General features: G+C 70.0%; 46 protein-coding genes. 39 read left to right on the forward strand and 7 right to left on the reverse strand.

Translation table 11 applies throughout. The annotated features are described in order from the left end of the window. Positions 1-46 precede the first annotated feature (46 nt). The 4 genes from Sru02f_RS12625 to Sru02f_RS12640 form a co-directional block, all read right to left on the reverse strand. On the reverse strand, positions 47-355 hold the full coding sequence (locus Sru02f_RS12625) for a hypothetical protein (RefSeq protein ID WP_109030102.1): 309 nt from the start codon (positions 353-355) through the stop codon (positions 47-49). Between the two features lie 161 nt (positions 356-516). Beyond that, positions 517-927, reverse strand: a complete 411-nt coding sequence (locus tag Sru02f_RS12630) for an NUDIX hydrolase (RefSeq protein ID WP_109030103.1) — start codon at positions 925-927, stop codon at positions 517-519. Further along, complete coding sequence (locus Sru02f_RS12635) at positions 924-1,562, reverse strand: NUDIX domain-containing protein (RefSeq protein ID WP_109030104.1); 639 nt, start codon at positions 1,560-1,562, stop codon at positions 924-926. The genes Sru02f_RS12630 and Sru02f_RS12635 overlap by 4 nt, the downstream gene beginning before the upstream one ends. Positions 1,563-1,644: 82 nt before the next feature. Next, the gene (locus tag Sru02f_RS12640) at positions 1,645-2,103 is read right to left on the reverse strand and encodes a hypothetical protein (RefSeq protein ID WP_159107492.1); all 459 of its coding nucleotides are present in this window, start codon (positions 2,101-2,103) and stop codon (positions 1,645-1,647) included. A gap of 84 nt (positions 2,104-2,187) precedes the next feature. Between Sru02f_RS12640 and Sru02f_RS12645 the strand changes: the two genes are divergently transcribed. From Sru02f_RS12645 to Sru02f_RS12750, 22 genes are all read left to right on the forward strand, one after another. After that, positions 2,188-2,796 (forward strand): hypothetical protein, encoded by a 609-nt coding sequence (locus Sru02f_RS12645; RefSeq protein ID WP_109030106.1) that lies wholly within the window; start codon positions 2,188-2,190, stop codon positions 2,794-2,796. Continuing rightward, positions 2,793-3,068: a hypothetical protein gene (locus Sru02f_RS12650; protein ID WP_109030107.1), complete on the forward strand. Its 276-nt coding sequence runs from the start codon at positions 2,793-2,795 to the stop codon at positions 3,066-3,068. Before Sru02f_RS12645 ends, Sru02f_RS12650 begins: the two co-directional genes overlap by 4 nt. Continuing rightward, positions 3,065-3,298: a hypothetical protein gene (locus Sru02f_RS12655; protein ID WP_109030108.1), complete on the forward strand. Its 234-nt coding sequence runs from the start codon at positions 3,065-3,067 to the stop codon at positions 3,296-3,298. The genes Sru02f_RS12650 and Sru02f_RS12655 overlap by 4 nt, the downstream gene beginning before the upstream one ends. A gap of 170 nt (positions 3,299-3,468) precedes the next feature. After that, on the forward strand, positions 3,469-3,690 hold the full coding sequence (locus Sru02f_RS12660; protein ID WP_109030109.1) for a hypothetical protein: 222 nt from the start codon (positions 3,469-3,471) through the stop codon (positions 3,688-3,690). Between the two features lie 29 nt (positions 3,691-3,719). After that, entirely contained in the window at positions 3,720-4,001 is a 282-nt protein-coding gene (locus Sru02f_RS12665) for a hypothetical protein (protein ID WP_109030110.1), read from the forward strand. A gap of 41 nt (positions 4,002-4,042) precedes the next feature. Next, positions 4,043-4,273, forward strand: a complete 231-nt coding sequence (locus tag Sru02f_RS12670) for a hypothetical protein (protein WP_109030111.1) — start codon at positions 4,043-4,045, stop codon at positions 4,271-4,273. Next, complete coding sequence (locus Sru02f_RS12675; RefSeq protein WP_109030112.1) at positions 4,273-4,653, forward strand: RapZ C-terminal domain-containing protein; 381 nt, start codon at positions 4,273-4,275, stop codon at positions 4,651-4,653. Before Sru02f_RS12670 ends, Sru02f_RS12675 begins: the two co-directional genes overlap by 1 nt. Positions 4,654-4,743: 90 nt before the next feature. After that, complete coding sequence (locus Sru02f_RS12680; protein WP_109030113.1) at positions 4,744-4,926, forward strand: hypothetical protein; 183 nt, start codon at positions 4,744-4,746, stop codon at positions 4,924-4,926. Between the two features lie 96 nt (positions 4,927-5,022). Next, complete coding sequence (locus tag Sru02f_RS12685) at positions 5,023-5,214, forward strand: hypothetical protein (RefSeq protein ID WP_109030114.1); 192 nt, start codon at positions 5,023-5,025, stop codon at positions 5,212-5,214. A 38-nt stretch (positions 5,215-5,252) separates the two neighbouring features. Further along, entirely contained in the window at positions 5,253-5,453 is a 201-nt protein-coding gene (locus Sru02f_RS12690) for a hypothetical protein (protein ID WP_109030115.1), read from the forward strand. Beyond that, entirely contained in the window at positions 5,450-5,644 is a 195-nt protein-coding gene (locus Sru02f_RS12695) for a hypothetical protein (RefSeq protein WP_109030116.1), read from the forward strand. The genes Sru02f_RS12690 and Sru02f_RS12695 overlap by 4 nt, the downstream gene beginning before the upstream one ends. After that, positions 5,644-5,841: a DUF4236 domain-containing protein gene (locus tag Sru02f_RS12700; RefSeq protein WP_109030117.1), complete on the forward strand. Its 198-nt coding sequence runs from the start codon at positions 5,644-5,646 to the stop codon at positions 5,839-5,841. The genes Sru02f_RS12695 and Sru02f_RS12700 overlap by 1 nt, the downstream gene beginning before the upstream one ends. A 20-nt stretch (positions 5,842-5,861) precedes the next feature. Continuing rightward, on the forward strand, positions 5,862-7,241 hold the full coding sequence (locus tag Sru02f_RS12705; protein ID WP_109030118.1) for a hypothetical protein: 1,380 nt from the start codon (positions 5,862-5,864) through the stop codon (positions 7,239-7,241). Further along, complete coding sequence (locus Sru02f_RS12710) at positions 7,238-7,741, forward strand: GIY-YIG nuclease family protein (protein ID WP_109030119.1); 504 nt, start codon at positions 7,238-7,240, stop codon at positions 7,739-7,741. The genes Sru02f_RS12705 and Sru02f_RS12710 overlap by 4 nt, the downstream gene beginning before the upstream one ends. 23 nt (positions 7,742-7,764) lie before the next feature. Beyond that, positions 7,765-8,355: a hypothetical protein gene (locus Sru02f_RS12715; RefSeq protein ID WP_109030120.1), complete on the forward strand. Its 591-nt coding sequence runs from the start codon at positions 7,765-7,767 to the stop codon at positions 8,353-8,355. Positions 8,356-8,417: 62 nt separating this feature from the next. Next, positions 8,418-10,673 carry a hypothetical protein gene (locus Sru02f_RS12720; protein WP_109030121.1) on the forward strand — a complete coding sequence of 752 codons (2,256 nt, stop codon included), beginning with the start codon at positions 8,418-8,420 and terminating at the stop codon, positions 10,671-10,673. Positions 10,674-10,897: 224 nt separating this feature from the next. Next, complete coding sequence (locus Sru02f_RS12725) at positions 10,898-11,311, forward strand: hypothetical protein (protein WP_109030122.1); 414 nt, start codon at positions 10,898-10,900, stop codon at positions 11,309-11,311. A 24-nt stretch (positions 11,312-11,335) separates the two neighbouring features. Further along, on the forward strand, positions 11,336-11,518 hold the full coding sequence (locus Sru02f_RS12730) for a hypothetical protein (protein WP_109030123.1): 183 nt from the start codon (positions 11,336-11,338) through the stop codon (positions 11,516-11,518). 173 nt (positions 11,519-11,691) lie between these two features. Beyond that, positions 11,692-11,877, forward strand: a complete 186-nt coding sequence (locus Sru02f_RS12735) for a hypothetical protein (protein WP_159107493.1) — start codon at positions 11,692-11,694, stop codon at positions 11,875-11,877. Beyond that, positions 11,874-12,377, forward strand: coding sequence for a DUF6197 family protein (locus Sru02f_RS12740; RefSeq protein WP_109030124.1), 504 nt, complete (start codon positions 11,874-11,876; stop codon positions 12,375-12,377). The genes Sru02f_RS12735 and Sru02f_RS12740 overlap by 4 nt, the downstream gene beginning before the upstream one ends. Before the next feature lie 9 nt (positions 12,378-12,386). Then, positions 12,387-12,599, forward strand: coding sequence for a hypothetical protein (locus Sru02f_RS12745; RefSeq protein ID WP_109030125.1), 213 nt, complete (start codon positions 12,387-12,389; stop codon positions 12,597-12,599). A 5-nt stretch (positions 12,600-12,604) separates the two neighbouring features. Beyond that, positions 12,605-12,907: a hypothetical protein gene (locus Sru02f_RS12750; RefSeq protein WP_109030126.1), complete on the forward strand. Its 303-nt coding sequence runs from the start codon at positions 12,605-12,607 to the stop codon at positions 12,905-12,907. Here Sru02f_RS12750 and Sru02f_RS12755 read toward each other — a convergent pair whose 3' ends face one another. Genes Sru02f_RS12755 through Sru02f_RS12765 form a run of 3 tightly spaced genes read right to left on the reverse strand, consistent with a single transcriptional unit; the run spans position 12,908 to position 13,512 of the window. Then, complete coding sequence (locus tag Sru02f_RS12755; RefSeq protein ID WP_109030127.1) at positions 12,908-13,099, reverse strand: hypothetical protein; 192 nt, start codon at positions 13,097-13,099, stop codon at positions 12,908-12,910. It lies immediately after the preceding gene. 54 nt (positions 13,100-13,153) lie between these two features. Next, a complete protein-coding gene (locus Sru02f_RS12760; RefSeq protein WP_280524879.1) occupies positions 13,154-13,285 on the reverse strand; it encodes a hypothetical protein in 132 nt (43 codons plus the stop codon). Next, positions 13,282-13,512: a hypothetical protein gene (locus Sru02f_RS12765; protein WP_159107494.1), complete on the reverse strand. Its 231-nt coding sequence runs from the start codon at positions 13,510-13,512 to the stop codon at positions 13,282-13,284. Before Sru02f_RS12765 ends, Sru02f_RS12760 begins: the two co-directional genes overlap by 4 nt. A gap of 133 nt (positions 13,513-13,645) precedes the next feature. Here Sru02f_RS12765 and Sru02f_RS12770 point away from each other — a divergent pair, with 133 nt between their 5' ends. The 17 genes from Sru02f_RS12770 (at position 13,646) to Sru02f_RS12850 (ending at position 21,891) form a co-directional block, all read left to right on the forward strand. Next, the gene (locus Sru02f_RS12770) at positions 13,646-13,906 is read left to right on the forward strand and encodes a hypothetical protein (protein ID WP_159107495.1); all 261 of its coding nucleotides are present in this window, start codon (positions 13,646-13,648) and stop codon (positions 13,904-13,906) included. Further along, positions 13,903-14,199 (forward strand): hypothetical protein, encoded by a 297-nt coding sequence (locus tag Sru02f_RS12775; protein ID WP_159107496.1) that lies wholly within the window; start codon positions 13,903-13,905, stop codon positions 14,197-14,199. Before Sru02f_RS12770 ends, Sru02f_RS12775 begins: the two co-directional genes overlap by 4 nt. Then, positions 14,196-14,366 carry a hypothetical protein gene (locus Sru02f_RS12780; RefSeq protein ID WP_159107497.1) on the forward strand — a complete coding sequence of 57 codons (171 nt, stop codon included), beginning with the start codon at positions 14,196-14,198 and terminating at the stop codon, positions 14,364-14,366. Before Sru02f_RS12775 ends, Sru02f_RS12780 begins: the two co-directional genes overlap by 4 nt. Next, positions 14,363-14,560 carry a hypothetical protein gene (locus Sru02f_RS12785; protein WP_109030129.1) on the forward strand — a complete coding sequence of 66 codons (198 nt, stop codon included), beginning with the start codon at positions 14,363-14,365 and terminating at the stop codon, positions 14,558-14,560. The genes Sru02f_RS12780 and Sru02f_RS12785 overlap by 4 nt, the downstream gene beginning before the upstream one ends. Further along, positions 14,557-14,868 (forward strand): hypothetical protein, encoded by a 312-nt coding sequence (locus Sru02f_RS12790; RefSeq protein ID WP_109030130.1) that lies wholly within the window; start codon positions 14,557-14,559, stop codon positions 14,866-14,868. The genes Sru02f_RS12785 and Sru02f_RS12790 overlap by 4 nt, the downstream gene beginning before the upstream one ends. 11 nt (positions 14,869-14,879) lie before the next feature. Beyond that, on the forward strand, positions 14,880-15,053 hold the full coding sequence (locus Sru02f_RS12795; protein WP_159107498.1) for a hypothetical protein: 174 nt from the start codon (positions 14,880-14,882) through the stop codon (positions 15,051-15,053). Positions 15,054-15,190: 137 nt separating this feature from the next. Further along, the gene (locus Sru02f_RS12800; protein ID WP_109030131.1) at positions 15,191-15,691 is read left to right on the forward strand and encodes a hypothetical protein; all 501 of its coding nucleotides are present in this window, start codon (positions 15,191-15,193) and stop codon (positions 15,689-15,691) included. A 149-nt stretch (positions 15,692-15,840) separates the two neighbouring features. Then, positions 15,841-16,563, forward strand: a complete 723-nt coding sequence (locus Sru02f_RS12805) for a hypothetical protein (RefSeq protein ID WP_109030132.1) — start codon at positions 15,841-15,843, stop codon at positions 16,561-16,563. A gap of 352 nt (positions 16,564-16,915) precedes the next feature. Further along, the gene (locus Sru02f_RS12810; protein WP_109030133.1) at positions 16,916-17,107 is read left to right on the forward strand and encodes a hypothetical protein; all 192 of its coding nucleotides are present in this window, start codon (positions 16,916-16,918) and stop codon (positions 17,105-17,107) included. Further along, entirely contained in the window at positions 17,104-17,496 is a 393-nt protein-coding gene (locus Sru02f_RS12815; RefSeq protein WP_109030134.1) for a DUF6221 family protein, read from the forward strand. Before Sru02f_RS12810 ends, Sru02f_RS12815 begins: the two co-directional genes overlap by 4 nt. Before the next feature lie 167 nt (positions 17,497-17,663). Beyond that, complete coding sequence (locus tag Sru02f_RS12820; protein ID WP_109030135.1) at positions 17,664-17,945, forward strand: hypothetical protein; 282 nt, start codon at positions 17,664-17,666, stop codon at positions 17,943-17,945. 283 nt (positions 17,946-18,228) lie between these two features. After that, positions 18,229-18,627, forward strand: a complete 399-nt coding sequence (locus Sru02f_RS12825) for a phage tail fiber protein (protein WP_109030136.1) — start codon at positions 18,229-18,231, stop codon at positions 18,625-18,627. A 19-nt stretch (positions 18,628-18,646) separates the two neighbouring features. After that, complete coding sequence (locus Sru02f_RS12830; RefSeq protein ID WP_109030137.1) at positions 18,647-20,059, forward strand: hypothetical protein; 1,413 nt, start codon at positions 18,647-18,649, stop codon at positions 20,057-20,059. Continuing rightward, positions 20,053-20,343, forward strand: a complete 291-nt coding sequence (locus Sru02f_RS12835; protein ID WP_109030138.1) for a hypothetical protein — start codon at positions 20,053-20,055, stop codon at positions 20,341-20,343. Before Sru02f_RS12830 ends, Sru02f_RS12835 begins: the two co-directional genes overlap by 7 nt. A 39-nt stretch (positions 20,344-20,382) precedes the next feature. Further along, on the forward strand, positions 20,383-20,754 hold the full coding sequence (locus Sru02f_RS12840; RefSeq protein ID WP_109030139.1) for a phage tail fiber protein: 372 nt from the start codon (positions 20,383-20,385) through the stop codon (positions 20,752-20,754). Positions 20,755-20,764: 10 nt separating this feature from the next. Continuing rightward, on the forward strand, positions 20,765-21,601 hold the full coding sequence (locus tag Sru02f_RS12845; protein ID WP_109030140.1) for a hypothetical protein: 837 nt from the start codon (positions 20,765-20,767) through the stop codon (positions 21,599-21,601). Further along, positions 21,592-21,891, forward strand: a complete 300-nt coding sequence (locus tag Sru02f_RS12850; protein WP_109030141.1) for a hypothetical protein — start codon at positions 21,592-21,594, stop codon at positions 21,889-21,891. Before Sru02f_RS12845 ends, Sru02f_RS12850 begins: the two co-directional genes overlap by 10 nt. The last annotated feature ends 13 nt before the right edge of the window (positions 21,892-21,904 follow it).

Raw genomic sequence — 21,904 nt, forward strand, 5'->3', positions numbered from 1 at the left:
CACGACGAGGTCCCCGCCCGATCCGGGCGGGGGCCTCGTCGTCTGCTCAGCCGCGGGGCGCCGGAACCTCCGTCACCTCGAACGGCGCCGGCAGCGGCGGCAACGCCACACGCAACGCCCGCCCCAGCAGGGCCCGCGCCGTAATCTCCCACTCCGCCACTGGCCGGCCCGCCGGCCGCACGAACAGTAGGGAGCCGTCCGGGCGCTGGAACGTGCCACCCGTGAAACGGGGCTCCGCCTCGATCTCCACCACCTCCACGCCGTGCTCGGCCAAGAGCTGGGGGAGTGGGGCGTTGAGGAGGTGATCTGTCGACAAAGGGGCGGGCGCTAACGACGTGGTGCCGCTACTCTTCATGGAGAGCTCCATCCTTGACGGGGTCGGGGTTACAGGTCAGCGAGTCGCCACTCGCTGGTCGAACTGGCCGGGCGGTCGCCACCGCCCGGCCGTTCGCGTTCATGGAGAGAAGTTTTCGCCGCCCTCTTGATCAAGTCAAACGATGTGCACCGATGTGCACGTCAGTGCGGCAGCACCTCGTCGAGGTACTCCTGAACCGGCCCGTACAGGCCGTAGGGCACGTACTCCTTGATCTTCGAGTGGGCGACCCAGGCGACCGCGTCCAACTCGTCCTCGTCGGCCACCCGGGCCTCACCCTGGACGGGCGTGCACGCGGTGTAGAACATCTCGCGACCCGACTTCGGGTGCGACTCCAGGTAGCCGATCTGCCGGTCCGACGTCACAACCAGCCCGGTCTCCTCCGCGGTCTCCCGGACCGCTGCCTCCGCGGCGGCCTCGCCGTCCTCGATGGCGCCGGCCGGGAACTGCCAGAGGAGATCCCCCTCGCCGACGCGGCGGCGCACCATCAAGACGCGCCCCTCATCGACAATGATCGCTGCGGAGATGCCGGGCTTCTTGGTCTCGGTGGTCATACGGTCGCCTCCAGGGCGCTGAGGATGGGCGGGAAGATCTGGTCTGCGGGGATGAAGCGGGTCAGGGCGGTGCGCGGCACCCAGGTGACGTCGACGTTCTCGAGCGGGTCCCGGTTCGACGCGTCGCCTGCCAGATGGTCCGCTAGGTAGTACGAGGCCACCACACCTGTGACGGGGTGGACGCGTTCGCCGAGCTGCTCGCGGATGGTGCAGTGCACGCCGGTCTCGCCGTGCGTCTCCTGCACCGCCACCGTCGACGGGTCCGCCCCAGGTTTGACCATGCCTGCGGGGAACTGCCAGCGAAGCTCGCCGTCACCGCGCCGGCACACCAGCAGGATGTCGTCGCCGCGGACCACGACCGCTATCGCCACCCGCAACGCCTGCGCCTCAATGCGAGGTGCCGGGGGGCGCAGTAGGAGAGCGAAGCGGTGTCTCACGTCGTCCTTCGCCTCCCTGTGAGCGATGTCCAAGATCTGCTGCACCTCGGTCCGGTGAACCATGTCGGGGCTGGCGTGCCACCGGCTGATGGTCCGTTCGCTGATCCCGAGGTGTTCGGCGAACGCCTCGTTCGTCATCCGCATCGCCTGCTGCAAGAGGCAGGCCGACCGGCCGGTCCAGGTCTCTACAACGTCCATCGTGACGGCTCCCGTGCTCGTGGCGCTCGGGTCTGGCGGGGCGGCGACAGGCCGGTGTCACCGCCATGTCAGGGCAGGGCTGTTATGGCGTGCTGGTGTCCTCGGCGTGGCCTTCTGCCGTGCGCGCGTTGGGCGTTGGCTGGACGGCATGCTCACTCTTCCGCCGCTTCGAACTCCGGCCCCGCGCGATCGCTTCCGCCCAGGCGTGGCTCCGCCCGAACAGGTCGCCTACTTGCGCCCACGTGCGACCCGGATAGAGCCCCTGCACGGCGGCTCGCTGGATCGCATAGAGGGCCTGGTCGCTAGCCGCCAGCGCCTGACGTGCTTCAAGGGCGGCGCGGCCCCTGGCGAGCAGGTCGTCGATGGCTGCAACTTCGGCGACTTTGGCCTCCAGGGACTCCGTGAACGCATCTGTCATTGGCCCAGAGTAGAAGTCAACACGCCAGTTCTCAAGACGGTGTTGACACCGACTCAGGAACTCTTCAAGATGGTGTTGAAGCGAACGGCGCTCCACCGCCCGAAGCTCCAGCAGTCGCTCCACCGGCTGCACCAAAAAAGCGGCCCCAGCTCAGGGACTCCACTCCCTGGCCAGGGCCTCACCACCAGGTTCTAACAAGGAGATCCTGTGGCTACGCAGAAGCTTATCCCGGCGCCGACGTGCGCCGACACGGCGGGCACCGTCCCGCTGAACCCGGCCGCCGCCGAGGCGCTGCGCCGACTGGAGCTGGCGCTGACCACCCCGGACGCCGCGACCGTCGAGAAGGTGCGCGTTGCCCTCGGCTACCCGGTCGGCTGGAAGCCCAACCGGCACCTCGGCGAGACCGCGACGTACCTGACCGTGTGGTCGCAGATGGAGCTCAACGACCTGTTCGAGCAGGTCGGCGGCACCGTCACGACCCGGCAGGTCGAGCGCAGCACGTCCGACGGCTCCAGCTCCTGGACCGCCACCGAGATCGCCCTCACCGTGAAGGTGCCCGACGTCGGCTCCGTCGAGATCGTCACCGACATCGAGGACGACCCCGAGTGCGGCTACCGGACCGACATTCCCGTCGTCGCCGTGGCCCGCTACCGGGACGCCGAGGCGCGCGCCAACGAGCTGATCGTGAGCGCGAGGACCGGCAGCATGTCGGACCTGGACGCCGATGACCTGGCGCACAACGTCGACTTGATGGCCGGCTACCGTACCGTCCTCGCCAAGGCGGGCCGGCTGGACCTGATCGGCGGAGCGTCGTGACCGCCCCCGACGAGCGGGACCTGCTGGTCTTCGCCCTCTACCACGTACTGATCGCCACGTCCCCGGACGACGGAGACCGGGCCGGGATGGTGACCCTCCGCCTCGCGGACGGCCGGTACGTCGGCGACGTGTGGCTGTCGACGCCGGACCTGAAGCGAATCACCGGCCAGCTGTCCGACGACGAGTCGGATCTCCCGGCCGTGGCCGACGCCGACGCCGACGATGTGGTCCGCGCCGCCGAAGCCTTCCTCCGGAACGGCGGCGCATCGTGACGGAGCGGGAGCGGCGGGAGCGGCTGCGGGCGACGACTGAGCGCATCGTGGCCGGGCTGCCCGCCTGGGACGGCGAGTCGCCGAAGCTGCTGGTCACGTTCACCGACCCGGAGACCCAGACGCGGATCAGCCACTGGTTCGTCCCGGCCACCGCGGCGCCCCTGTCGCAGGCCGAGCCTCAGCCGTCGGGCCGCACCCGGCGCCTGCACGCCGTACCGGACGCGTCATGACGGACGCCGAACGCGAAGCGATGCGGCAGAAGGTCAAGGAAGCCAACCGGCAGTCCTCCAACCGGCCCCGCTAGGGCCCCTGTACCGCCGCGGTCGGCGGTGTCCAACCCCCGTCCCGCCGGCCGCGGTATTCCACCCCATCCCTGCCTGACCAGTAGAGGAGTACCCCCATGCCTGCTTCCACCCCGTCTGTCTGGCCGGTGGGTGTCGTAGCCCGCTACCGGACCGTCGGCGGCGCCGACGTCGACCTGACCGGCGACGGCAAGTGTGTCCGCGTCCGCTGCTCGGGCTGCGGCGTCGGCGGCGACGACGCCTACTACCCGCCCGCCGCCCACCGGCTCGCCGAGAAGCACGCCGGCAAGTGCCGCCGCGTGGCCGCACCCACCGCCTGAACCCACCGAAGAAGCCCAGGAAGGACGAAGTGGCTACCACCATCGACAGCCTCATCACCGACTACGCCCAGGACATCGCCTCCGAGGCTGGCCTGGATGCCGCGGACTACCAGCGGACCGCCGCCGGCCTCGCCAGCCTCCTCACCGACACCGCCGCCGACATGCCCGCCGGCCAGGTTCGCGACTGGCTGACCGACGCCGCAGCCGACTTGGACGCCTACCACCGCGCCAACGCCAGCGGAGACCAGGCGCGCACCCTCCTCACCCAGGTCGACGCCCGCCTCTACGAGGCCCACTACGACCTGACCTGAACCCCCACCCCACGCACCGCCGACTCAAGAAAGAGCCACCCATGTCTCCGTTCCTGTTCTCCGCCGACCACGCCCACACCGACCTGGGCCGCCGGGCCCGCGCCGCCACCCTGGTCGGCGAAGAGGCCGTCCTGCCGATCGCCTACCTGTTCGCCGAGTACGCCGCCGCCAAGGCCCGCGGCGACCGGGCGCGGGTCGCAGAGATCCGCCTCGCCGCCGACCCCGAGCTGGTCGCCGAGCTCGACGGGTTCGACGAGCCGGCCGCCGCCTGATGGCCACGGTCGAGATCGTTTCGTTCGGCTTTCTGCACGCCGAGGCTCCACAGGCCGACATCGTGCTGGATCTTCGCCGAGCGTTCCGTGACCCGCACGTGGACCCGCGGATACGGCAGCTCACCGGCCGGGACCGGGCCGTCCGCCAGGCCGTACTCGACACCGCCGGGGTCCGGCAGCTCCTGAAGACCACCACTCGGCAGGTCGCCGCCTACGCGTCCGGGCCGTCTGCCGACCGGATCGTCATCGGCTCCGGCTGTGCGGGCGGAAGGCACCGCTCCGTCGTCGTCGCCGATCAGCTTGCCCGCCGGCTCCGACGACGCGGCCACACCGTCACCGTCACCCACCGCGACATCCGCCGCCCCGTCGTACAGCGCTAACCGATCAGCCTTCGCCGGCCACTCCTGGGCCTGTGCTTCGAAGCAGGCGAAGGCACTGCACCACCCGACCACTACCGAGAGGAACCCGATATGCGCGAGAACGACCTGGACAGGGCGCTGCGGCAGCACAGTGAGGCCGTCCGCGAGGAGCGAACCCAGCTGGCCAACGACGCCCTGCGTGCCGAGGGAAAGCCGCTGAAGCACTGCGGTGTCGAGGCCAAGTCGAACCGTCACGGTGACTGGGTGTGCCGCCGCTGCGGCGACATCTTCTGATCCCGCACCCAGCCCTGGCCGACCGATCACGGGTCTACCGCCTCAAAGCAGGCCAGGGCACGCACCAGCCCGCATTCACCGACTGTAAGGAACCTCATGCCCTACACCACGACCTATCGCTACACGGCCGACGTGAAAGACCGCCAGACCGACCGCACCGGCGTCGTCGAGGGCGAGGTGACCGTCGGCAGCTCCGAGGGTCACACCGGGGCCCGTCGCCTCGTGCAATCCCGCTACTCCCGCCAGGGGCTCATCGTCACCGACGTCCGCTTCCGGCCGACGCGCTGACCGACTGCCAGCCCACCCCACCAGAGAGAGGAAGATCAATGAGTTACAGGAAGGGCGACCTGGTGATCGTGGTCGCTGCAGGCCCGGAGAACGAGGGCACGGTCGGCAAGATGGGTGTCGTCGTCGACGGCGGCGCCCTGTCCGGCGGCGACGTGTCCGTGAGGGGTATCGACGCCTGGCCCGTCGAGGCGATCAAGGGCTACCGGTCGTACACGCCCAACCAGCTGCGGAAGGCGTGAGCGCCGTGACCTGGTTCCGCCGCCGCCCCAAGACCGCCGCGACTGTCGCCGTCGACCTGGATGTGGCCCGTCGTGCCGCCGAAGCCGTCAACCGCGGCGACGTCGACGAGGCGAACCGCATCGTCAACGCCACCACCGACCCGCAAGCGCACGCCTTCGAGGCGTTCCGCTTCATCGACGTGGAGGCCTGATGCCGGTCACGTTCCGCAAGAGCTTCCGGATCCTGCCCGGCGTCCGCATCACCATCAACCGCCAGTCCTGGTCCATCACCGTCGGACCCAAGGGCGGGCCCAAGCGCACCTGGTCCAGCACCGGCCAGACCACCACCAGCTACGACCTGCCCGGCCCGTTCGGCTACCGCTCCACCCGCCGCCGCAACCACCGCTGATCGAAAGGACTTCGACCGTCATGACTGCCAGCCCGCCGAAGGTGAACGGCCACGCACGGCCGCCGGCCCTGCAAGTACTGGGGGACTGGCAGCCCGTCGCCGCCGAGACCGAGCCCGTCGAGGAACAGCGCAGCCCCGAGCCCGAGCCGGCCAAGGCCGAGCCCACAGCGGCCGACGTCGAGGTGGCCCGCGCCAGGGCATGGGCCGAGGCCGAGGAACGGCGTGTCGCTGCTGAGGCCGCCAAGGACGAGCGGCGGATCAAGGCCGAGGCCGAAGCCGACGCCATCCGCGTGGAGGCCGAGGAGGACGCCCGCAAGGTACGCCTCGCCAACGACCGGGCCGAGCGCAAAGCGCGCGAGGACGAGGCCGCGTCCGAGGCGCGGATCGCCGAGCACAACAGGCGCCGCGACGAAGCCGACCGGGCCCGGGAGCGCGCCGCCCGCGAGGACGCCGAGCAGCAGCAGACAGAGACCGAGAAGGCCAAGGTCGTCGAGAAGTCCAGCAAGCGGTGGCGCCGCGTCGCCCTCGGCTTCTACGCCCTGTGCGCCACCGTCGCGCTGCCCGTGCAGATGGCCGCGTTCTGGGACCCGAACGCCAAGTACCTGCTCGTCGCCCCGATCTTCATCGAGGTCATCGCTCTCGTCGCTCTCGTCGGTGCCGCAGCCGCCGTCACCGACGGGCGTCCGCAGTGGCACTACCGGCTCGTCGCCTGGGCCGGCGCCCTCACCGCCGCCACCATCAACGCCGTCCACGGGCTCGGCGCGTTCGACGCCGCCACCGCGTTCGGCACCGCCCTCGCCTCCGTCGCCGGGCCCGGCATGTGGGACCTCCACGAGCACGGCCGAATCCGCAAGCGCGACGGCGTCCCCACCCGCGGGGAGCGGAAGGCGGCGGAGAAGGAAGCCAAGCGGATCGCCGCCGAGAAGGCCGCGGAGGAGAAGCGTCGGGCCGCCGAGAAGAAGGCCGCCGACGAGGCCGCGGCGGAGGCCGCGAAGCAGCTCGCGGAGATGCGCCAGGCGGAGTTCGAGGACGTGTGGAAGCACGCCCGGAAGCTGGCCGCAGCGCTCGGTGAAACGACCGTGACCGAGGCTGTGTGGCGGCGCGCGCACAAGGACATCCGCGGCGCCGACCCCGGCGAGGACGCGGAGACGATCCGGGCCCGCAACGCGGCCGAGACGAGGGTCGAAGCGGCCCGCCAGAAGCGCCCAGTGAACACCCTCAGCAAGACCACGTCGTCGCAGGTCGATCAACAAGTGCCCCCTCGCCCTCGTCGCGGTCACGCAGGGGGCCCGAAGGTGCGCGGAGTGCGACGCCCGAACGACTCGCAGAGGTACAGCAGCGGGGCCCGAAAGCAGATGTCGCTGACCGCAAAGAGCAGCTCGTCCATGGAGACGAAATGAACGCATCGAAGATAGGCGTCACCTACGTCCTGACGCACCCCGAGTTCGGCTCGGTGAAGGTGGGCGTCACGACTTACGGATCACGCCGAATGCGAGACCTCTGGCGCCGTCAGGGATGGGTTCCGTACAAGGAGCTCCACCTCGTCTCCAAGCCTCTCGCCGAGACCGTTGAGCAGAACGTCCTGCTGCAACTCCGACACCGCTTCAACATCCCCGCACACCTCACGCATGACCTCATGCCCGAAGGGTGGACCGAGACCGTGAGCGCTCGACTCATGAGCCCGGACGCCGTCTGGGAGCTGGTCTGCCTGGAGGCGGGCGTACTCCAGATGAGCCCTTCCGTGGGCGCCTTCAAGCCCACTTCGCACCGACCGCCCAGCTCCTACCGACGCACCAAGGGCGATACACCCAAGTACCACCCGATCGCCCGGCTGCTGGCCAGCCAGGAGCGCCGGATCCTTCCGAAGACCGCCAAGAGCACTCGCCCGAACGCCAACTAACCCACCTCCTGGAGAAGATCGAAATGAACGTCACCCTTCGTCGTATCGCCGTGTCGGGCAGTGCCGCGGTTGCCGTCCTCGGCGGTGCCGCCACCATCACCCTGGCTGCCCCCTCGCCGGCTTCCGCTGCCGTCTCCGAGCACGTCGTCGAGCGGGCCGTCACCGCCCCCGTCACGATGCCCGACGGGCGCACGATCCGGATCACTGGCATGGGCGGCTACGGCCACCACGCCACCGACAAGCACATCGCCGTCGTCGCCGGATTCAAGACCGACACCCAGCCGGGTGGCCTCGACGGAATCACCAACGGACTCACCCCCGACAACTCCGGCACGGGCGCCCAGCTGCAGAACCCGCAGCAGGTCCCGGCCGGCTATCCGCAGAACATCCAGACCCAGGCATCCGGCGGCACGATCGGCGTCACGGTGGCTGTCGGCGTAGGCCTTCTGATCGGCGTGATCGTCATGCTCAAGCGGGGCTCGATGAAGTTCATCCAGGCCGCCGCGTGCATCGCCCTCGGCGTGTACCTCGCCCCCACGTTCGTCGGCCCGCTCGTGCAGCAGCTCGGCGGATCCGTCGGCGTCGGCCTCGGCAACGTCTGGTCCGGCTTCTAGGCCACACCCCTCCTGCGGGGCCCGCACGGGCCCCGCCCCCCGACTCTGGAAGGACACGGCCTGTGGCCACCGAGACCGAACCCGTCGAGCAGCAGATCCCGCCCATGCCCACCGACCCGCCCACCATCCCGCGCAAGCAGCGGATCGACACCGTGAAGCTGCAGGCCAAGGCCGCCTACGGCGAGCAGAAGCAGAACGTTCGGCAGCGCCTCGCCGCCTGGTTCGCCACCGCTGACATCGACGACCAGAAGCTCGCCGAGCAGGTCGTCGACAACAAGCGCCGCCAGGCCCAGCGACAGGACGACGAACTCCTGCGCCAGGTCGGCCGCGTCAACAGCCGACTCGCCCAAGCGCGCATAGACGCCGCCCGTCGCGGAGAGGAGACCAGCCCCCAGGTCGAGCGGATCAAGGGCGAGCTGGCCGCGCTGCAGGCCCGCGTCGAGACACGAGCCGCCGAAGGCCCCGCGGTCGCGGTGATGCCGCCCACCAACAAGGAACTGGACCGGGCCCGCTGGACGAAGAAGGCAACCCGGGTCGCCGCCGTCCTCGCTGGCGGCTACGGCTACCTGCACGGCATCGCAGTCGAACCAGCCCTCCTGCTGCTGTCGATCCCGGCCGGTGGCTTCGGCTGGTGGTTCCTTTCCCGCCCGCACGTTGAGGACAGCACGGAGGCGGGTGCCCCTTTCCTGCAGACCCCGGCCCTGCCCGCCACGTTCCTGGCGGACCCGACGCAGGCCGGGGGAGCGATGAGCGTCGGATCGCACGTCGTCATGAACGTCGAGCAGCTCGCCGAAGGCGCCAAGCCGTTCCCGCTCAGGACCGTGTCCACGCCGCAGCAGCTCGCTGAATGCGTGCTCCTCGCCGCCCGCGCCGAGAACGTGCCGATCGTCGAGGTGGCGGACGTGCAGCGGCAGCCGTGGGGGTGGCAGTGCGTCGTCCGCGTCGGCGAAAGCACCCCCGAAGCGATCATCGCCAAGTCGGGGGCACTGGAGACCCGGTTTGACCTGCCCACCAACGGGGTCCGGCCGCAGCCGCTCCGTGCCCGCCGCGCCTGCGCCATCCTCCGCCTCGTCGACGGCGACCCGTTCGCCACCGCACCCGGCCTGCCGTACCGGGCACCCAAGTCCCTGTCGATCACCGGCCGGTTCAGGATCGGCACCAGCGTCGGCGGCGACCCGCTCGAACTGTCCCTGGCCGGTGTCATGGGCCTGTGGGTTGCCGCCTCCGGTGGCGGCAAGACCGGCATCCTCCAGGCACTCGCCGAAGGAGTCACCGCCTGCTACGACAACATCACCATCGACTGCGACCCGCACGGTGACGGCCTCGAAGACCTCGGCGACGCCGTCCGGATCACTGCCCGCTCCAACGAGCAGATCGAAGCCGTCCTCCTGTTCTTCCTGGTCATGTCGAAGGCCAGGGCGCGGCTGCGGGCGAAGCTCGGCATGGGCAAGAAGTGGAAGCCGTCCGCATCCCACCCTGCCGTCACGATCTTCATTGACGAGTTTCCGAAGCTGTCCGACCTGGCCAAGCTCCTCGCCTTCGACCTGCTCCTCGTCGGCCGCAAGGAGCTGATTGAGGTGCAGTACGCCTCCCAGGGCGGCACGACCCGCTACCTCGGCGAGAACATCGCCCAGATGATGGCCCTCAAGGCCGTCGGCCCCTGCAAGGTCGGCGACACTCGCGCCGTGTTCGGCGACGACTCCGTCCGCGAGGGCTACCTGCCGCACAAGCTCAGCCCCGCCACCGATACCGACGCCAAGGATGCTGGCCATCTCTTCATCCAGGGCGTGCCCGGCATGGCCGACGAGCCGATCGAGTACGCCATCCACGAAGCACCCTCCGACGTGCTGCGGAAGCTAGCCGCGGAGCGCGCCGACGCCGGACTCCTCGACCCCGACCAGGACAGCCTCGACGGCATGCGCGGCGTCGACCTGCCCGAGTACGCCGAGGCGGAGTACGACAAGCAGGGCGACCTTAAGAAGCCGGCCCCGGTGTCACTCCTCACGTGGGAGCAGCTGCTGCGCCTGTGCGATGCCGAACCGCCCGCCGGATCGGAGCTGACGGACGGTCCGGCGCGGGCCGCGGTCGAGGACTCGGTCGCTGTCATGGAGAAGGCTGGCGTGGACCGGATGAAGACCGAGCCGCTGCTGGCCGCCCTGCACGAGTTCGACCCGGAGACCTACGGCGAGCTGGGTGTCGACGAGTTCAAGGCGCTGATGAAGCAGGCGGGCGCCGGGTCGCCCATAACGCTCGGGCCGATCGGTGAGGAGAAGAATCCGCGCGGCTTCAAGCGTGATCGACTCCGCCACCTGCTGTGACCAATATGTGAGGTATGCACGGCTGATCGGTCGCAGATCAGCCGTGCTCACACCGCAACACCGCAGGTCAGCGACCGCTCCCGCTCTCGCTCCGTCAACGCTCAGGGCTCGCTCCGAGCGGCACCCGATCAGGCCCTGCGCGGTCGCCGACCTGCACCTCTCCGGGGCGAGCAGTCCCGATCAGCAAGAACAAACCATCACAAACCAGAAACGGAGATCACCGCATGTCTGAGAAGTTCGAGCCCACGAAGAAGGGCGCCCGGGACCTCACCCGCTACCTGGACCGCCGCGGCAAGGGCACCACCGTGTACACGGTCGCCGAAGGCCGCGACTGGGGCCTCGGAAGCGAGCGCGTCTACAACAAGCACACCTTCACGGGCCGCTCGTGGGGCAGCGCCAACTGGACCACCGGCCACTACTCGCCGACGACGCTGCTGAGCAACTGCGGCACCGTCTACACCGAGCCGCCCCGCGGCGCCCGCTACCTCGGCGACCGCGCCCCTCAGGTCGCCGGCCCGCTCGGCAACGACGACTACGAGGGGATCTTGGACGAGGACGAACTGCGTGGCCTGGAGAAGCAGGCCCGACAGACGTCGAACCCGAAGACCCGACGGCGCCCCGGCATCTGGCGCGTCTGACCCACCCACCCGAAGGAGATCACCGTGCAGTACACCCACCAGTCCGTCCGTGACCTGGTCGACGCCAAGCGGCGCGGCGACAGGGCGGCGGCAGACCGCATCACGGCCGACGTCACAAGGCGCTACGACGCAGGGCAGGCAACGGGCGACGAGATCGTCGAGCTGGGCCAGGCCGACGTGCGCGTCCGCTTCGGATCGGGGGAGTGACCGCGATGCTGACCCTGCGCGCGGCCATCGCCGCCGGATTCACCCACACCGAGATCTACACAGCGGCCACTCAGCCGAAGTAGCTCCGCCCGGGGCGCCCCTTCACAGCCTGGCAGCCACAGGGGCGCCCCGGTCCCCACGCCCACCCGAAGATCGACGAGGAGACCCTCATCATGCCCCAATCCATGACCGACCAGGACTGGGAGGCGCAGAACGGCAGCCTCTCGCCCGAGCAAGTCCAGGCCCGCAGCCTGTGCTGGTGCTGCCGCGGAAACGGCGTCTTGTTCACCGCGTTCGGCGGTGTGCAGCGCCGGGTGCCCTGCCCCGAGAAGTGCGACAACGGCAAGGCCCGCCGATGAGCACGGCGACGATCACTCCCGCGCCGCCCGTCCTCGACCTGGACGCCCGACTCGCACTCGTCGACGCTGCCATGACGATCCGCCTGGACCAGGCCGCGGTCGCGTTCGAGGTGAACACGGCGCACCTGCCCGGCGCCGACCCGGTACCGCACATCGCCGAGACCCTGCCGCACCCGCCGACCACCGCGCCCAGCCCGTACCGGACGCCGCTCGCCGACCTGCTCCACCGGGCCCGCACCCGGATCGAAACCGACGGCTGGTGCCGCGACGCCGCCTTCGACGAGGCCGGCGCCGTCTGCCCGATCCGGGCGATCCGGCTCGAAGCCCGCGGCGACCGGGACCTCGCCCACGACGCATGCGTCGCCCTCCTCGACGCCATCCAGGAACGCTTTGCCGACGCCGAGACGATCCCGTCGTGGAACCGGCAGCAGACCAGTGCCGGCCCCGTCCTCGCAGCCTTCGACCGCGCCACCCACCACGCCCACACCCGCAATCAGTAGGAGACCCGCATGCCGAACGCCGACCAGGCCCGCGAGAACGCGATCCGCGTCCTCATCGCCTCACAGAAAGCCGACCGCGCCGGACGCGCCGCCGACCCCGTCCACCGGCAGGTCGTGCCCGCCCTCGACCAGGCCAAAGCCGCCGGCTGCAACCTGCGGTCCATTCACGCCGACGCCGACCGCCGGTACGGGCAGTGGCTCATCGACAACGCAGGCCGGTGACGCCGATGCCCGCCACGATCACCGTCGACGGTCTCATCCGGCAGCATGCTGTCGCCGTCGCCTACCTCGCCCACGAACCCACCCCGGCCACAGACGTGGGTGCGTTCATCGCGCAGCTCGGCGCAGTCGCCGACCATCTTCAGGTGGCGGGGATCGTCGGCCACCACGACCTGAAAGCCGCGGCCCGGCTCATCGCCGAGGCTGCCGACGAGCCGTCCCAGCGGCGCGGCGTACTGCTGCAGCGTGCAGCCCTGTGCCTGTCGGGTGTCGGCGACATGGCCGACGAATACCGGGACATGGTCGCCTGATCAGCCAGCGACGGCAGGGCCCCGACCGTCCACGGCCGGGGCCTTCGCCGTGGGCACCGCGCGCGCCATCCACCGGCCGTCCGTCATATAGCGGGGCATCATCACCGGCTGGAACCCGGCATCGACCAGTTGGGCGAGGCCCTCGACGCACTCGTCCTCCGTCGCCGCCTGGACGCTCACCCGGATCGCCATGACAGCAGTCTGCCCCGCCCGGATGGTGGGCGGGGCAGGAACTGGGGAAGCCGACTACCGGCGTCGCCGCCACGCCCGCCACAGCCGGTACGCCCGGTAGGCGAGCAGCGGCACCAGCACCACGGCGACCGCGATGCCCACCCACGGCGGGAGGGAGCCGGAGTCGGGGAGGTAGATGGCGGTCACTGGGGTTCCTCGGTTGCTGCTGGGCTCTGCTCTTCGCGTGTGCGGGAGTCGCCGTTGATGCGGATGCAGATGGTGCGGGCGCGTTCGTGGTTGACGTCTGCCCAGCCGCCGATTTCGCGGAATGAGTGACCGTCGAGGCGTGCGGCTGCGATGTCGGCGTTGAGTGCGGCTTTGGCGCGCTCAACTGCTGCTGCCCGCTTGCCGAGCTGCTTCTCCCAATCGGTCATGGGGTGGATGGTCTCACGGCTGCTGTCTGTTTCCTAGACGACTTCTGTCTAAGTCGTAGACGGCGGCACCGCCCGCTGTCATGCTGGTGTCTAGAAAGTAGACAGCCTGGAGGGGGTTGCCGTGATCACAAGGGTGCAGGTCGACATCCCGGTGCCGGATGCGGTGGCCCTGCTGGCCGGCCGTCATCTCCCACCCCGGGTGCGGGCGGCGGTGGCGGATGCTGCGGAGGCGGCCCGCCTGTATGCCGCCTGCCGCGGCCCGCAGTACACGGAAGCCCGGCAGCTCCTCGAAGCCCGGCTTCGGACCGCCAACAAGACGCTGGCCGCGCACAATCCTGGGCTCGCCGTGCGGTGGGCCGACATCCCAACCCTCATCACAAAGGAGACCCGATGACCCCCGACGAGAGGGAAGCCGTGAAGGCCCGCTTCCGTGCCAGGCTGCAGGCCCGGCGGCAGATGGCCTCCCGCGAGTACCTGCTGAACATGCTGTGCGCCACCAACACCCACGCGGACGCGGAAGCGATCCTTGACCGCTTCGAGCGGGAAAGCGAGACCAGCAAGCGCCTCAGCAGGGTGATGGACCTGTGCGACGAGATGGAACGCGACGGCATCACCTCGGGCGAGCCGTTCACCGTCCGCCGCGTCCACGCCATCGCCCTCGGCGACGACCAGCAGGAGGAGCGATGAGCATTCCCGCCCAGCCGCGTTTCGTCGTGGAGAAGCACGGGCCCGGCGCCTACTACGTCTTCGACACGGCCACCGGGGTCAGCCGTCACCCGTCCTTCACCCGTCGGGCCGCCCAGAAGATCGCCGACCGGAAGAACGCCGAGCAGCCCGCCAAGGAGGGGCGATGACCCCCAAGAACCGAGCCGCCTTCGTGGAACTGGAACCGACTGGCATGGGCCCTGACGAGCTATGGCAGCTCACCGGATTCGTCCGCTGCGACGACTGCGGCTACCTCATGCACACCACGACCCTCGTCACTCTGCCCGACCACAGGTGCACCCAGCGGCAAGCCCGCCACCGAGACCAGGAGCGGCCGTCGTGACTGCCGTGACGGCTGCTGACTGGTGGGAGGAGTCCCCGGCGGAAGCGGCAGCCGCCGACCGCCGGTACTGGACCGACCATGCCGGGGGCGGGGACGCTGAGCCCGTGTTCGAGATCGGCGGCCAGCGGTACGAGGCGGGGGACCGGGTGCGGTTCCCGCGCGCCGCCACCCGCAAAGACCGAGCCCGCATCTACGAGATCACCGAAGCGGGCCCCGGCGGGATCACCGCCGAGGCCGACGGATGCACCTACCAGCTCAGCCGGGGCGACATCGCCGCCATCGGCATCACGCACGCAGACGAGACGTGAGGAGATCGGCCATGACCCGCGAGGAGTACGAGGAGAAGCGGCGCCGCCTGGAGGCAGACGCCGCCGACGCAAAGGCCGCATACAACAGGGCGCGAGCACTGTACGACGGCATCTGCGACGAGCTGCGCAACCTCCGCATCGACTGGCAGGAGCAGCAGAAGACCGACCGCGCCGCCGAGAAGTGACCGCCCCACCGAGGGCCCGCACCAGACCGGTGCGGGCCCTCACGCATGCAGTGATCCATCACGCTTTGGCTACACCGTGGTCACACTGTCTTCACTAGGAGGATGATGCCCATCCCACACGCCAACAGGGGGGCACCATGCTGTTCAATCGAGACCCCGAGAAGGCCGAAGAGAAGGCTGCGCGCAAAGCCGAGAAGAAGCAGCAGCGAGACGAAGCGGCAGCGCAGCGGGCCAGCGAAAAGGAAGCCCTCAAAGAGTGGCGCCGCGTCCACCCGGCCGAGCAGACCATGAACACCGCGGCCATGCTGAAGATGTGGCCTTCTTCCAAGATGGGTGTCACCCAGCTTGGGCCGATCAAAGGCGGGTCCGCCGAGTTCATCAACGCCGGAGCCCACAGAGCCTGGACGGCTACCCGGCTCATCGCAGGCGTCGCCACCGCAGGCGTGACCGCCGCGGCGACTGGTCGGAAGAACAAGGGCGCCGCGGTCATCAACGTGACCTTCGGCAATGGGGCCGCCCAGACGTACACGGTCAAGCCTGAGCCGGCGTACCTGAAAGCGGCCAACCAGTACGTCACGGCGTTCAATGCCCTGGCCGCGCAGCTCGCCGAGGAAGACGACGAGGAGCCGCAGGGCTGAGCACCGCAAACGCCCAGGCCCGGCTGCCCCGCAAGGCAGCCGGGCCTACGCATGCTCGCGTCGACTGTGCCATTGGCGTCGAGTGTCAACCCCGTAGTGCACCATTGGCTCAAGCGTCACCCTGCTTCCCGCGCCATGAGGAGCCTGCCGTGCACGACAACCCCACCACCGACCTCGACGGTTACGACTGGCCCGTCTGTGCCGCCCCGAACTGTGGGCGTCAGCTTTGGGCCAACGAGACCGGCCGCTGGGCCTGCCGCCCCTGTGAGGACGCGACGAGTCAGCGGATAGCCGATCTGCCCGCCCTGTTCCGCCAGCTCGACACCACGGCGATGCTGATGCGGGGCGCGCGCCGGCCCGGCGGATCCGGTGGCACCGGCAGCAAGACGCCGCCGATCCCGCCCCGGCTGGAAGTCCTTGCCCTGGTTGGGCCCGGCGGTGTCGCCGCGCGGTTGTCGGCGATTGAGGATGCGTGGCGGGCCGCGCTCGGCTGGACCGTCGCCCCGTGGCGCGGCAGCCCCGCGCAGGCAGTGCCGCACCTGATCGGCTTCCTGGCCAACAACCTCCTGTGGGCGTGCTCCAGCTACGAGGAGGTCGGGCAGGACATCGACGACCTGCGCCGTCTGCACGCGGAGTGCAAGGCGATCGTTGACGGTGACCGGCGTCCCGGCCGGGTCAAGATCGGCCTGTGCCCGGTGCGCGTCGACGACCAGCCGTGCGGGACGCCGTTGACTGCGACCGCCGCCAGCCACCGCGTCCGCTGCCCCAGCTGCGGGACACGGTGGGAGACGCTGGGGGAATGGCGGGAACTCCGCGCCGCACAAGACGCCGTGACCGAACAGCAGGAGCAGCAGGAAGAGGTGGCCGCATGACGCCCAGACGTGTTTCGCGCCGCCCATACGGTTGCCCGCCTACCTTCCCGATGGGTGTCGAGAAGACCCGTAATCTCGAACTCGCGCAGGCGCAAGGCAGGCCCCTCGTAAGCACCTGCCCCCTGCACTCCTACCCAGCGCCAGACGATGCTGTGTGGGAGTTCGACGAAGTCCAAAGCGTATGGGTCGTCTCCTTCTACCCCTGCGAGCATCGTGGCTACCCGCAGTGGCCTGCTGCCAGCCATCTACTCGGCGAACCGGTAGCCCACGCCCCAAGGCGGCCCTGGTGGCGGCGGCTCATGGGCGCCAAGTGACTGCTCCGCTTCCGCACGCGGCGGACAGTCTGCCGATCGTGACCGCGAACGACGGGCAGCCGTACCTGCCGTGCGAAGCCGTCCTCGTCCTCCTGCGGGCCATCGCCGATTCCTGCCGGAACCTCGCCGACGACCCCGACTGCGACCTTCACACCGCCGGGACCGCCATCGACATCGAAGCCGACACCCTCGAATTCCGCGCCATCGCAGCCACCCAGGAGACGTCGTGAGCGACATCGCCGACTTCCTCCGCGCCCGGTACGCCGAACAGCGGGCGCTCGCCCTCGCGGCCAGCCCCGGACCATGGCAGGCCAACGACGAACACGACGAGGTGATCGCCGTCGACGGCATCACCGTCGCCGAAGGGTTCGCACTCAGCGGGCGGCAACTGCGAGCCACCGTCGACCACATCGCCGCCCACAACCCGACCGCCGTCATCGCCGACCTCGACGCCAAGCTCGCCATCGTCGACCTCATGGACCGGACACTCGTCGCGGCCGAAGGGGACACCGAAGTCGACCACTACGCCGGACTCAGTGCAGCAGAAGAGACCCTGTGCCGCCTCGCCCAACCGTTCGTCGAGCACCCCGACCACAAGGGCGAGGAATGGGCGCCGTGAGCGCCGTGAAGCAAGTAGAACCGTAGACGGAAACTACGAGTACTTGACTGAAAGTGCGAGTATCTGTAATCGTGATCCTTGATCGTGGAACACGAGTCACCACACGCTTCTGGAGCCCCCGCCGTGAACACCCCGGCGGGGGCCTTCTCGTATCCGGGGGAGGTGCTGTGGTCGCCTACCCCAACCCGCCACTGGACGAGATCCACTTTGCGCAGGTCGACGGCAACGACGACATCGGTGACCTCTGGGAGGCCGCCAAGGTCGCCGAGGTGAAGCCCGGCACCATCCGCGTCTGGGTCACCCGAGGAAAGATCGAACCCATCCTCGATGGCGAAGCAGGCCAGTACTTCCACCTCCCCACCATCCGGGCAGCAGCAGAAGGCGGAGCCAAACACCGGCCTGCCGACCCCGCCGCCAACAGTCGCGGCCCCCACGCCCACGCCGCCTGATCTCCCTGCGTGACGGCTCCCGCAGGGTCGGGCCTTGCAGCGCCCCCAGCGCTCGGCCCCCATGTCCGCCCGGCCTCTGTGGGGTGGCCGGGCGGACAACAACCCGCAGACGGGCGGCACGGTCACCGCCCCACGTCCCGCCGCCCGACACCCCCGTCCAGGCGGCGGGACACCCCAACCCTCTGGAGGCTGCCGTGCCCGACGAATACCTGATCCGGCTCGAAGCCTCCGGCGAAGTCACCCCCGCACCCGACACGGAACCGTCTGAGACCGAGGAGGAGCAGTGACCGCAGGACTCGCCCCCAGCCTCGTCTCCGGCTGGCTCAACACCCTTCGCAGCGCAGGCACCGCCTACCCGGCAGTCGCCGGAACGTTCGCCCAACTCCACACCGGGGACCCCGGCGCCGCAGGCACCGCCAGCATCAGCGCCGGCTCCACCACCCGGAACAGCTTCACGTTCGCCGCCTCAGCCTCCGGGTCCGCTCTCGCCCTCAGTGGCGCGCCCGCCGCCTGGACCAACGGCGGCACCAGCGAAACCCTCACCCACATCTCCGTGTGGACCGCGGCCACCGGCGGCACCTTCCTGTTCTCCGTCGCCCTCACCGCATCCAAAGCCTGGGCGGCAGCCGACCAGTTCACGCTCACCAGTCTGGGCGCGAGCCTCAGCCCGCAGTCCTCCTGACCGCCTGGAGGCGTCGGCTGTGACGACGTACCTCGCCCAGGCCAACACCGGCGCCGACGCCCTCGCCACAGTCCGCACCGTCACCAAACCCGCCGGAGTCACCGCGGGTGCGGTCGGCGTGTTCTGGCTCGTCCGCTGGCACGAGTCCGGCAGCTTCCCTGCCGTTACCCCGCCAGCCGGAGCTGTTCTCCGCGGCACGATCACGACGGCCAGCATGCAAACCCAGTGCTACCTGCACCGGATCGCAGCCGAAACATCGTTCGCGTACTCGTGGACCAGTGGCCGTTGGTCCACCCTCGCCGCCGTCTGGTTCTCCGGCGTAGACCCCACCGCCGATCTCGCCACCGTGCCCTTCCAGTCGGCGACTGGCAGTGGCACCGCCATCGGCACCCTCACCGTCACATCCAACGTGGACAGCGCGCTGGCCTGGCACGTCAACACCATCGACACCTCCGGCGTCACCCACCAGCCGCCCACCGGATTCACCGAAGTCGCCGACGTTTCGCCGTGGGCATCCGCCTACCGCATCACCGTCGCCAGCGGCAGCCAAGACGCCTCCGGCGCCACCGCCAGCCCCACCACCGCCTGGGCCGCCGGACTCGTCGCCCTCCCACCCGCCAGCACCGGCGGCGTGACCGGCGACGCCACGCTCGCTGGCACCGCCGGACTCTCCGCGGCAGGCATGCGCGGAAGAACGGGCGGGGCAGGGCTCGCAAGCTCCGCCAATCTCGCGGCTGGCGGCGTGCGACGGACCAGCAGCACAGCTGCCGCGGCTGCGACCGCTGGGCTGACAGCAGCCGGCATGCGAGGCCTCTCCCAGACGGCCGAACTCGCCGCGACCGCCAGCCTGGACGCCGACGGGCACGCCACCGTCTCCGGCGACGCAAGCCTCGAAGCCGCAGCCGAACTAGCGGGCGCAGGGAAGCGGACCACCGCGGCCGGAGCAGGCGCCACCGCTGCCGTCGACCTTGTGTCCAGCGGCCTGGTCGGCCACCCCGGACAAGGCCAGCTCGCGGCAACCGCCGACCTCAAGGCCGCAGGACTACGCGCCACCACAACCGCGGCAGGACTCGCCAGCAGCGCGGCACTCACGGCCGACGGACTGGTCGGCTCGCCGCCCGTCACCGGCGCCGCAGCACTCTCCGCAGCCGGCGTCATCGCCGCGGCAGGCCGGCGCACGACCACGGGCCTGGCCGTCCTGCAAGCCACGGTGACGCTCACCGCGGCCGGAGCGGCAGCAGGTGCCAGCAGCGCCGGCCTCGCAGCCGCCGCGGTCCTGTCGGCGTCCGGTACGACGTCGGGTAGCAGTGACGACATCGAGGTCATCGTCGGCGCCCCCTACAGTCCGTGGGCCGCCGGGCCGCCGCAAGCCTCCCTGTGGGCGTCCCGGCCGCCGCAGTCGAGCAGTTGGGAGGTGGGTGCCCCGTGGTGATCCCCGCCTCGTCGACTGAGTACGTGCACGTCCCCGTCACCGCACCGGCGGGCACGGACCTCTCCGGGTCGCCGGTGAAGATCGCCGTGGTGGCGCACGGCGACAACCCGAGCGCCGACGAATGGATGACCGCGGAGTGGGCGGACGGGGTGGCCCGGCTCCTCGTCGGTCCCGACGGTGGTGCGGTCACCCTCACACGCAGCACCTACCGGGTGTGGATCACCTTCGATCCGCCCGGCGCCGAAAACCTCGTCCGGCTCGCAGGCTCCCTCACCATCAGCTGACCTTCCAGCCCGAGGAGGGCAGTCGCCATCGCAGACAACTTGAGCAACACGGCCGAGAACCGCACCGTCGACTGGCTCTTCGGCTCCTCCACGACCGCCCCGACGCTGCCGCTGAAGATGGCCCTCGTCACCGCGGCAGGCAGTGATGCCGCCGCGGGCACCGAGGTCACCGGCGGCTCCTACGCCCGCAAGAACATCTCCGTCGCCGCCGCAGTCAACGGAGCCGTCTCCAACTCTGCAGACCTCGTCTTCACCGGCATGCCCGCCTGCACTGTGGTCGGCTGGGAGATCTGGGACTCGGCCGGCACGCCGGTCCGCTGGTGCTATGGCCCGTTCGACGCGTCCAAGACCGTTGCCGCGGGGGACGAGTTCAAGGTCGCCGCAGGCGCGTGGACGTTCTCTGCGTCGTGAGGAGGCCCTGATGCCGCTCCTCACCACCCTCCAGGACAATTTCAACGATGGCGTGATCGGCCCGAACTGGGGCGATTCCTACGGTGGTGTCACCGAGACCGGCGGTCAGGCTCGTGTGCCGCTGGTCGCTGGGGCCTACGCCGGCTACCAGACTGGTCGGGCGTGGACGCTGGCGGGGGCGTCGATCTATCTGAAGACGCCGGTGCTGCCTGCGGCCTCGACGGGGACGGATGTCGGCGTCCACTTCATGATCACGTCTGCGGTGGATGGCACCGGCATCGGCTTCAAAATCAACCGGGTCACCAGCAAGCTGCGCATGCAGTCGAACACGGACTACTTCGACGCTGGCGCCGTCGAGATCACCTACGACGCCACGAACCACCTGTGGCTGCGGCTGCGTGAAGACGGCACCAACGTGTACTGGGACACCAGCCCCAACGGGACGACGTGGACCAACCGGCGCACCCTCGCCACCCCGGCCTGGATCACCGCCGCAGTCGACACCTGCGCGGTGGATCTGTTCTGCTACCGCGACGCCGGGACCACAGACTTCGCTGCTTACGACAACGTCAATACGCTGTCGGACGGCGCGGTTGTCACCGGTACCGGCTCCGGCACCATGACCACCGCAGCGACTGGAACGGCGAAGCGCACCGCCACCGGAACCGGGGCAGGCATCGTCGACACCATGGCAGCCGTCACCGCGCAGGCCGTCTACCACGCCAGCGGGGCGGGCAGTGTCGACACCGACGCCACCGCCACCGCAGGCGGCACCGACCGCAACGACATCGACACCACCATCGGGCGCCCGCACAGCGGATGGGTGGTGAGCCGGCCGTGGAGGTAGCCGCGTCGAGCACCGAGTATGTGCGGGTCACCGCCACCAGCAAGGCGGGCGGCACCCCGATCAGCCCGGCCGCTCCGCCGCAGTTCGCGTTCCAGCCCAGCTCGGTCACCGGCAACCCCGTGGAGGGGGACTGGTTGGCGGGGGAGTGGGCCAGCCCGCACGCCCGCATCCTCATCGGCCCTAACGGCGGCGCCGTGACCCTGGAGCCCGGCGAGTACCGGGTGTGGCTCACCTGGGCTGCCGGAGCCGAAACCCCGGTCTACCGGGCCGGAACGATCACCGTCTACTAGGAAGTGCCCGCGC

This window comes from Streptomyces rubrogriseus, assembly GCF_027947575.1.
Classification (GTDB): domain Bacteria; phylum Actinomycetota; class Actinomycetes; order Streptomycetales; family Streptomycetaceae; genus Streptomyces; species Streptomyces rubrogriseus.

What these genes read in the sequence shown, in the direction of transcription:
- Sru02f_RS12680 (WP_109030113.1), top strand. Translation starts at nt 4,744, where the DNA reads ATGCGCGAGAACGACCTGGACAGGGCGCTGCGGCAGCACAGTGAGGCC.
- Sru02f_RS12630 (WP_109030103.1), bottom strand. Translation starts at nt 927, where the DNA reads ATGACCACCGAGACCAAGAAGCCCGGCATCTCCGCAGCGATCATTGTC.
- Sru02f_RS12845 (WP_109030140.1), top strand. Translation starts at nt 20,765, where the DNA reads ATGCCGCTCCTCACCACCCTCCAGGACAATTTCAACGATGGCGTGATC.
- Sru02f_RS12635 (WP_109030104.1), bottom strand. Translation starts at nt 1,562, where the DNA reads ATGGACGTTGTAGAGACCTGGACCGGCCGGTCGGCCTGCCTCTTGCAG.
- Sru02f_RS12625 (WP_109030102.1), bottom strand. Translation starts at nt 355, where the DNA reads ATGAAGAGTAGCGGCACCACGTCGTTAGCGCCCGCCCCTTTGTCGACA.
- Sru02f_RS12705 (WP_109030118.1), top strand. Translation starts at nt 5,862, where the DNA reads ATGACTGCCAGCCCGCCGAAGGTGAACGGCCACGCACGGCCGCCGGCC.
- Sru02f_RS12670 (WP_109030111.1), top strand. Translation starts at nt 4,043, where the DNA reads ATGTCTCCGTTCCTGTTCTCCGCCGACCACGCCCACACCGACCTGGGC.
- Sru02f_RS12785 (WP_109030129.1), top strand. Translation starts at nt 14,363, where the DNA reads ATGACCCCCAAGAACCGAGCCGCCTTCGTGGAACTGGAACCGACTGGC.
- Sru02f_RS12765 (WP_159107494.1), bottom strand. Translation starts at nt 13,512, where the DNA reads ATGACCGATTGGGAGAAGCAGCTCGGCAAGCGGGCAGCAGCAGTTGAG.
- Sru02f_RS12775 (WP_159107496.1), top strand. Translation starts at nt 13,903, where the DNA reads ATGACCCCCGACGAGAGGGAAGCCGTGAAGGCCCGCTTCCGTGCCAGG.
- Sru02f_RS12800 (WP_109030131.1), top strand. Translation starts at nt 15,191, where the DNA reads ATGCTGTTCAATCGAGACCCCGAGAAGGCCGAAGAGAAGGCTGCGCGC.
- Sru02f_RS12675 (WP_109030112.1), top strand. Translation starts at nt 4,273, where the DNA reads ATGGCCACGGTCGAGATCGTTTCGTTCGGCTTTCTGCACGCCGAGGCT.
- Sru02f_RS12660 (WP_109030109.1), top strand. Translation starts at nt 3,469, where the DNA reads ATGCCTGCTTCCACCCCGTCTGTCTGGCCGGTGGGTGTCGTAGCCCGC.
- Sru02f_RS12755 (WP_109030127.1), bottom strand. Translation starts at nt 13,099, where the DNA reads ATGGCGATCCGGGTGAGCGTCCAGGCGGCGACGGAGGACGAGTGCGTC.
- Sru02f_RS12795 (WP_159107498.1), top strand. Translation starts at nt 14,880, where the DNA reads ATGACCCGCGAGGAGTACGAGGAGAAGCGGCGCCGCCTGGAGGCAGAC.
- Sru02f_RS12750 (WP_109030126.1), top strand. Translation starts at nt 12,605, where the DNA reads ATGCCCGCCACGATCACCGTCGACGGTCTCATCCGGCAGCATGCTGTC.
- Sru02f_RS12735 (WP_159107493.1), top strand. Translation starts at nt 11,692, where the DNA reads ATGCCCCAATCCATGACCGACCAGGACTGGGAGGCGCAGAACGGCAGC.
- Sru02f_RS12725 (WP_109030122.1), top strand. Translation starts at nt 10,898, where the DNA reads ATGTCTGAGAAGTTCGAGCCCACGAAGAAGGGCGCCCGGGACCTCACC.
- Sru02f_RS12740 (WP_109030124.1), top strand. Translation starts at nt 11,874, where the DNA reads ATGAGCACGGCGACGATCACTCCCGCGCCGCCCGTCCTCGACCTGGAC.
- Sru02f_RS12700 (WP_109030117.1), top strand. Translation starts at nt 5,644, where the DNA reads ATGCCGGTCACGTTCCGCAAGAGCTTCCGGATCCTGCCCGGCGTCCGC.
- Sru02f_RS12745 (WP_109030125.1), top strand. Translation starts at nt 12,387, where the DNA reads ATGCCGAACGCCGACCAGGCCCGCGAGAACGCGATCCGCGTCCTCATC.
- Sru02f_RS12690 (WP_109030115.1), top strand. Translation starts at nt 5,253, where the DNA reads ATGAGTTACAGGAAGGGCGACCTGGTGATCGTGGTCGCTGCAGGCCCG.
- Sru02f_RS12715 (WP_109030120.1), top strand. Translation starts at nt 7,765, where the DNA reads ATGAACGTCACCCTTCGTCGTATCGCCGTGTCGGGCAGTGCCGCGGTT.
- Sru02f_RS12780 (WP_159107497.1), top strand. Translation starts at nt 14,196, where the DNA reads ATGAGCATTCCCGCCCAGCCGCGTTTCGTCGTGGAGAAGCACGGGCCC.
- Sru02f_RS12685 (WP_109030114.1), top strand. Translation starts at nt 5,023, where the DNA reads ATGCCCTACACCACGACCTATCGCTACACGGCCGACGTGAAAGACCGC.
- Sru02f_RS12710 (WP_109030119.1), top strand. Translation starts at nt 7,238, where the DNA reads ATGAACGCATCGAAGATAGGCGTCACCTACGTCCTGACGCACCCCGAG.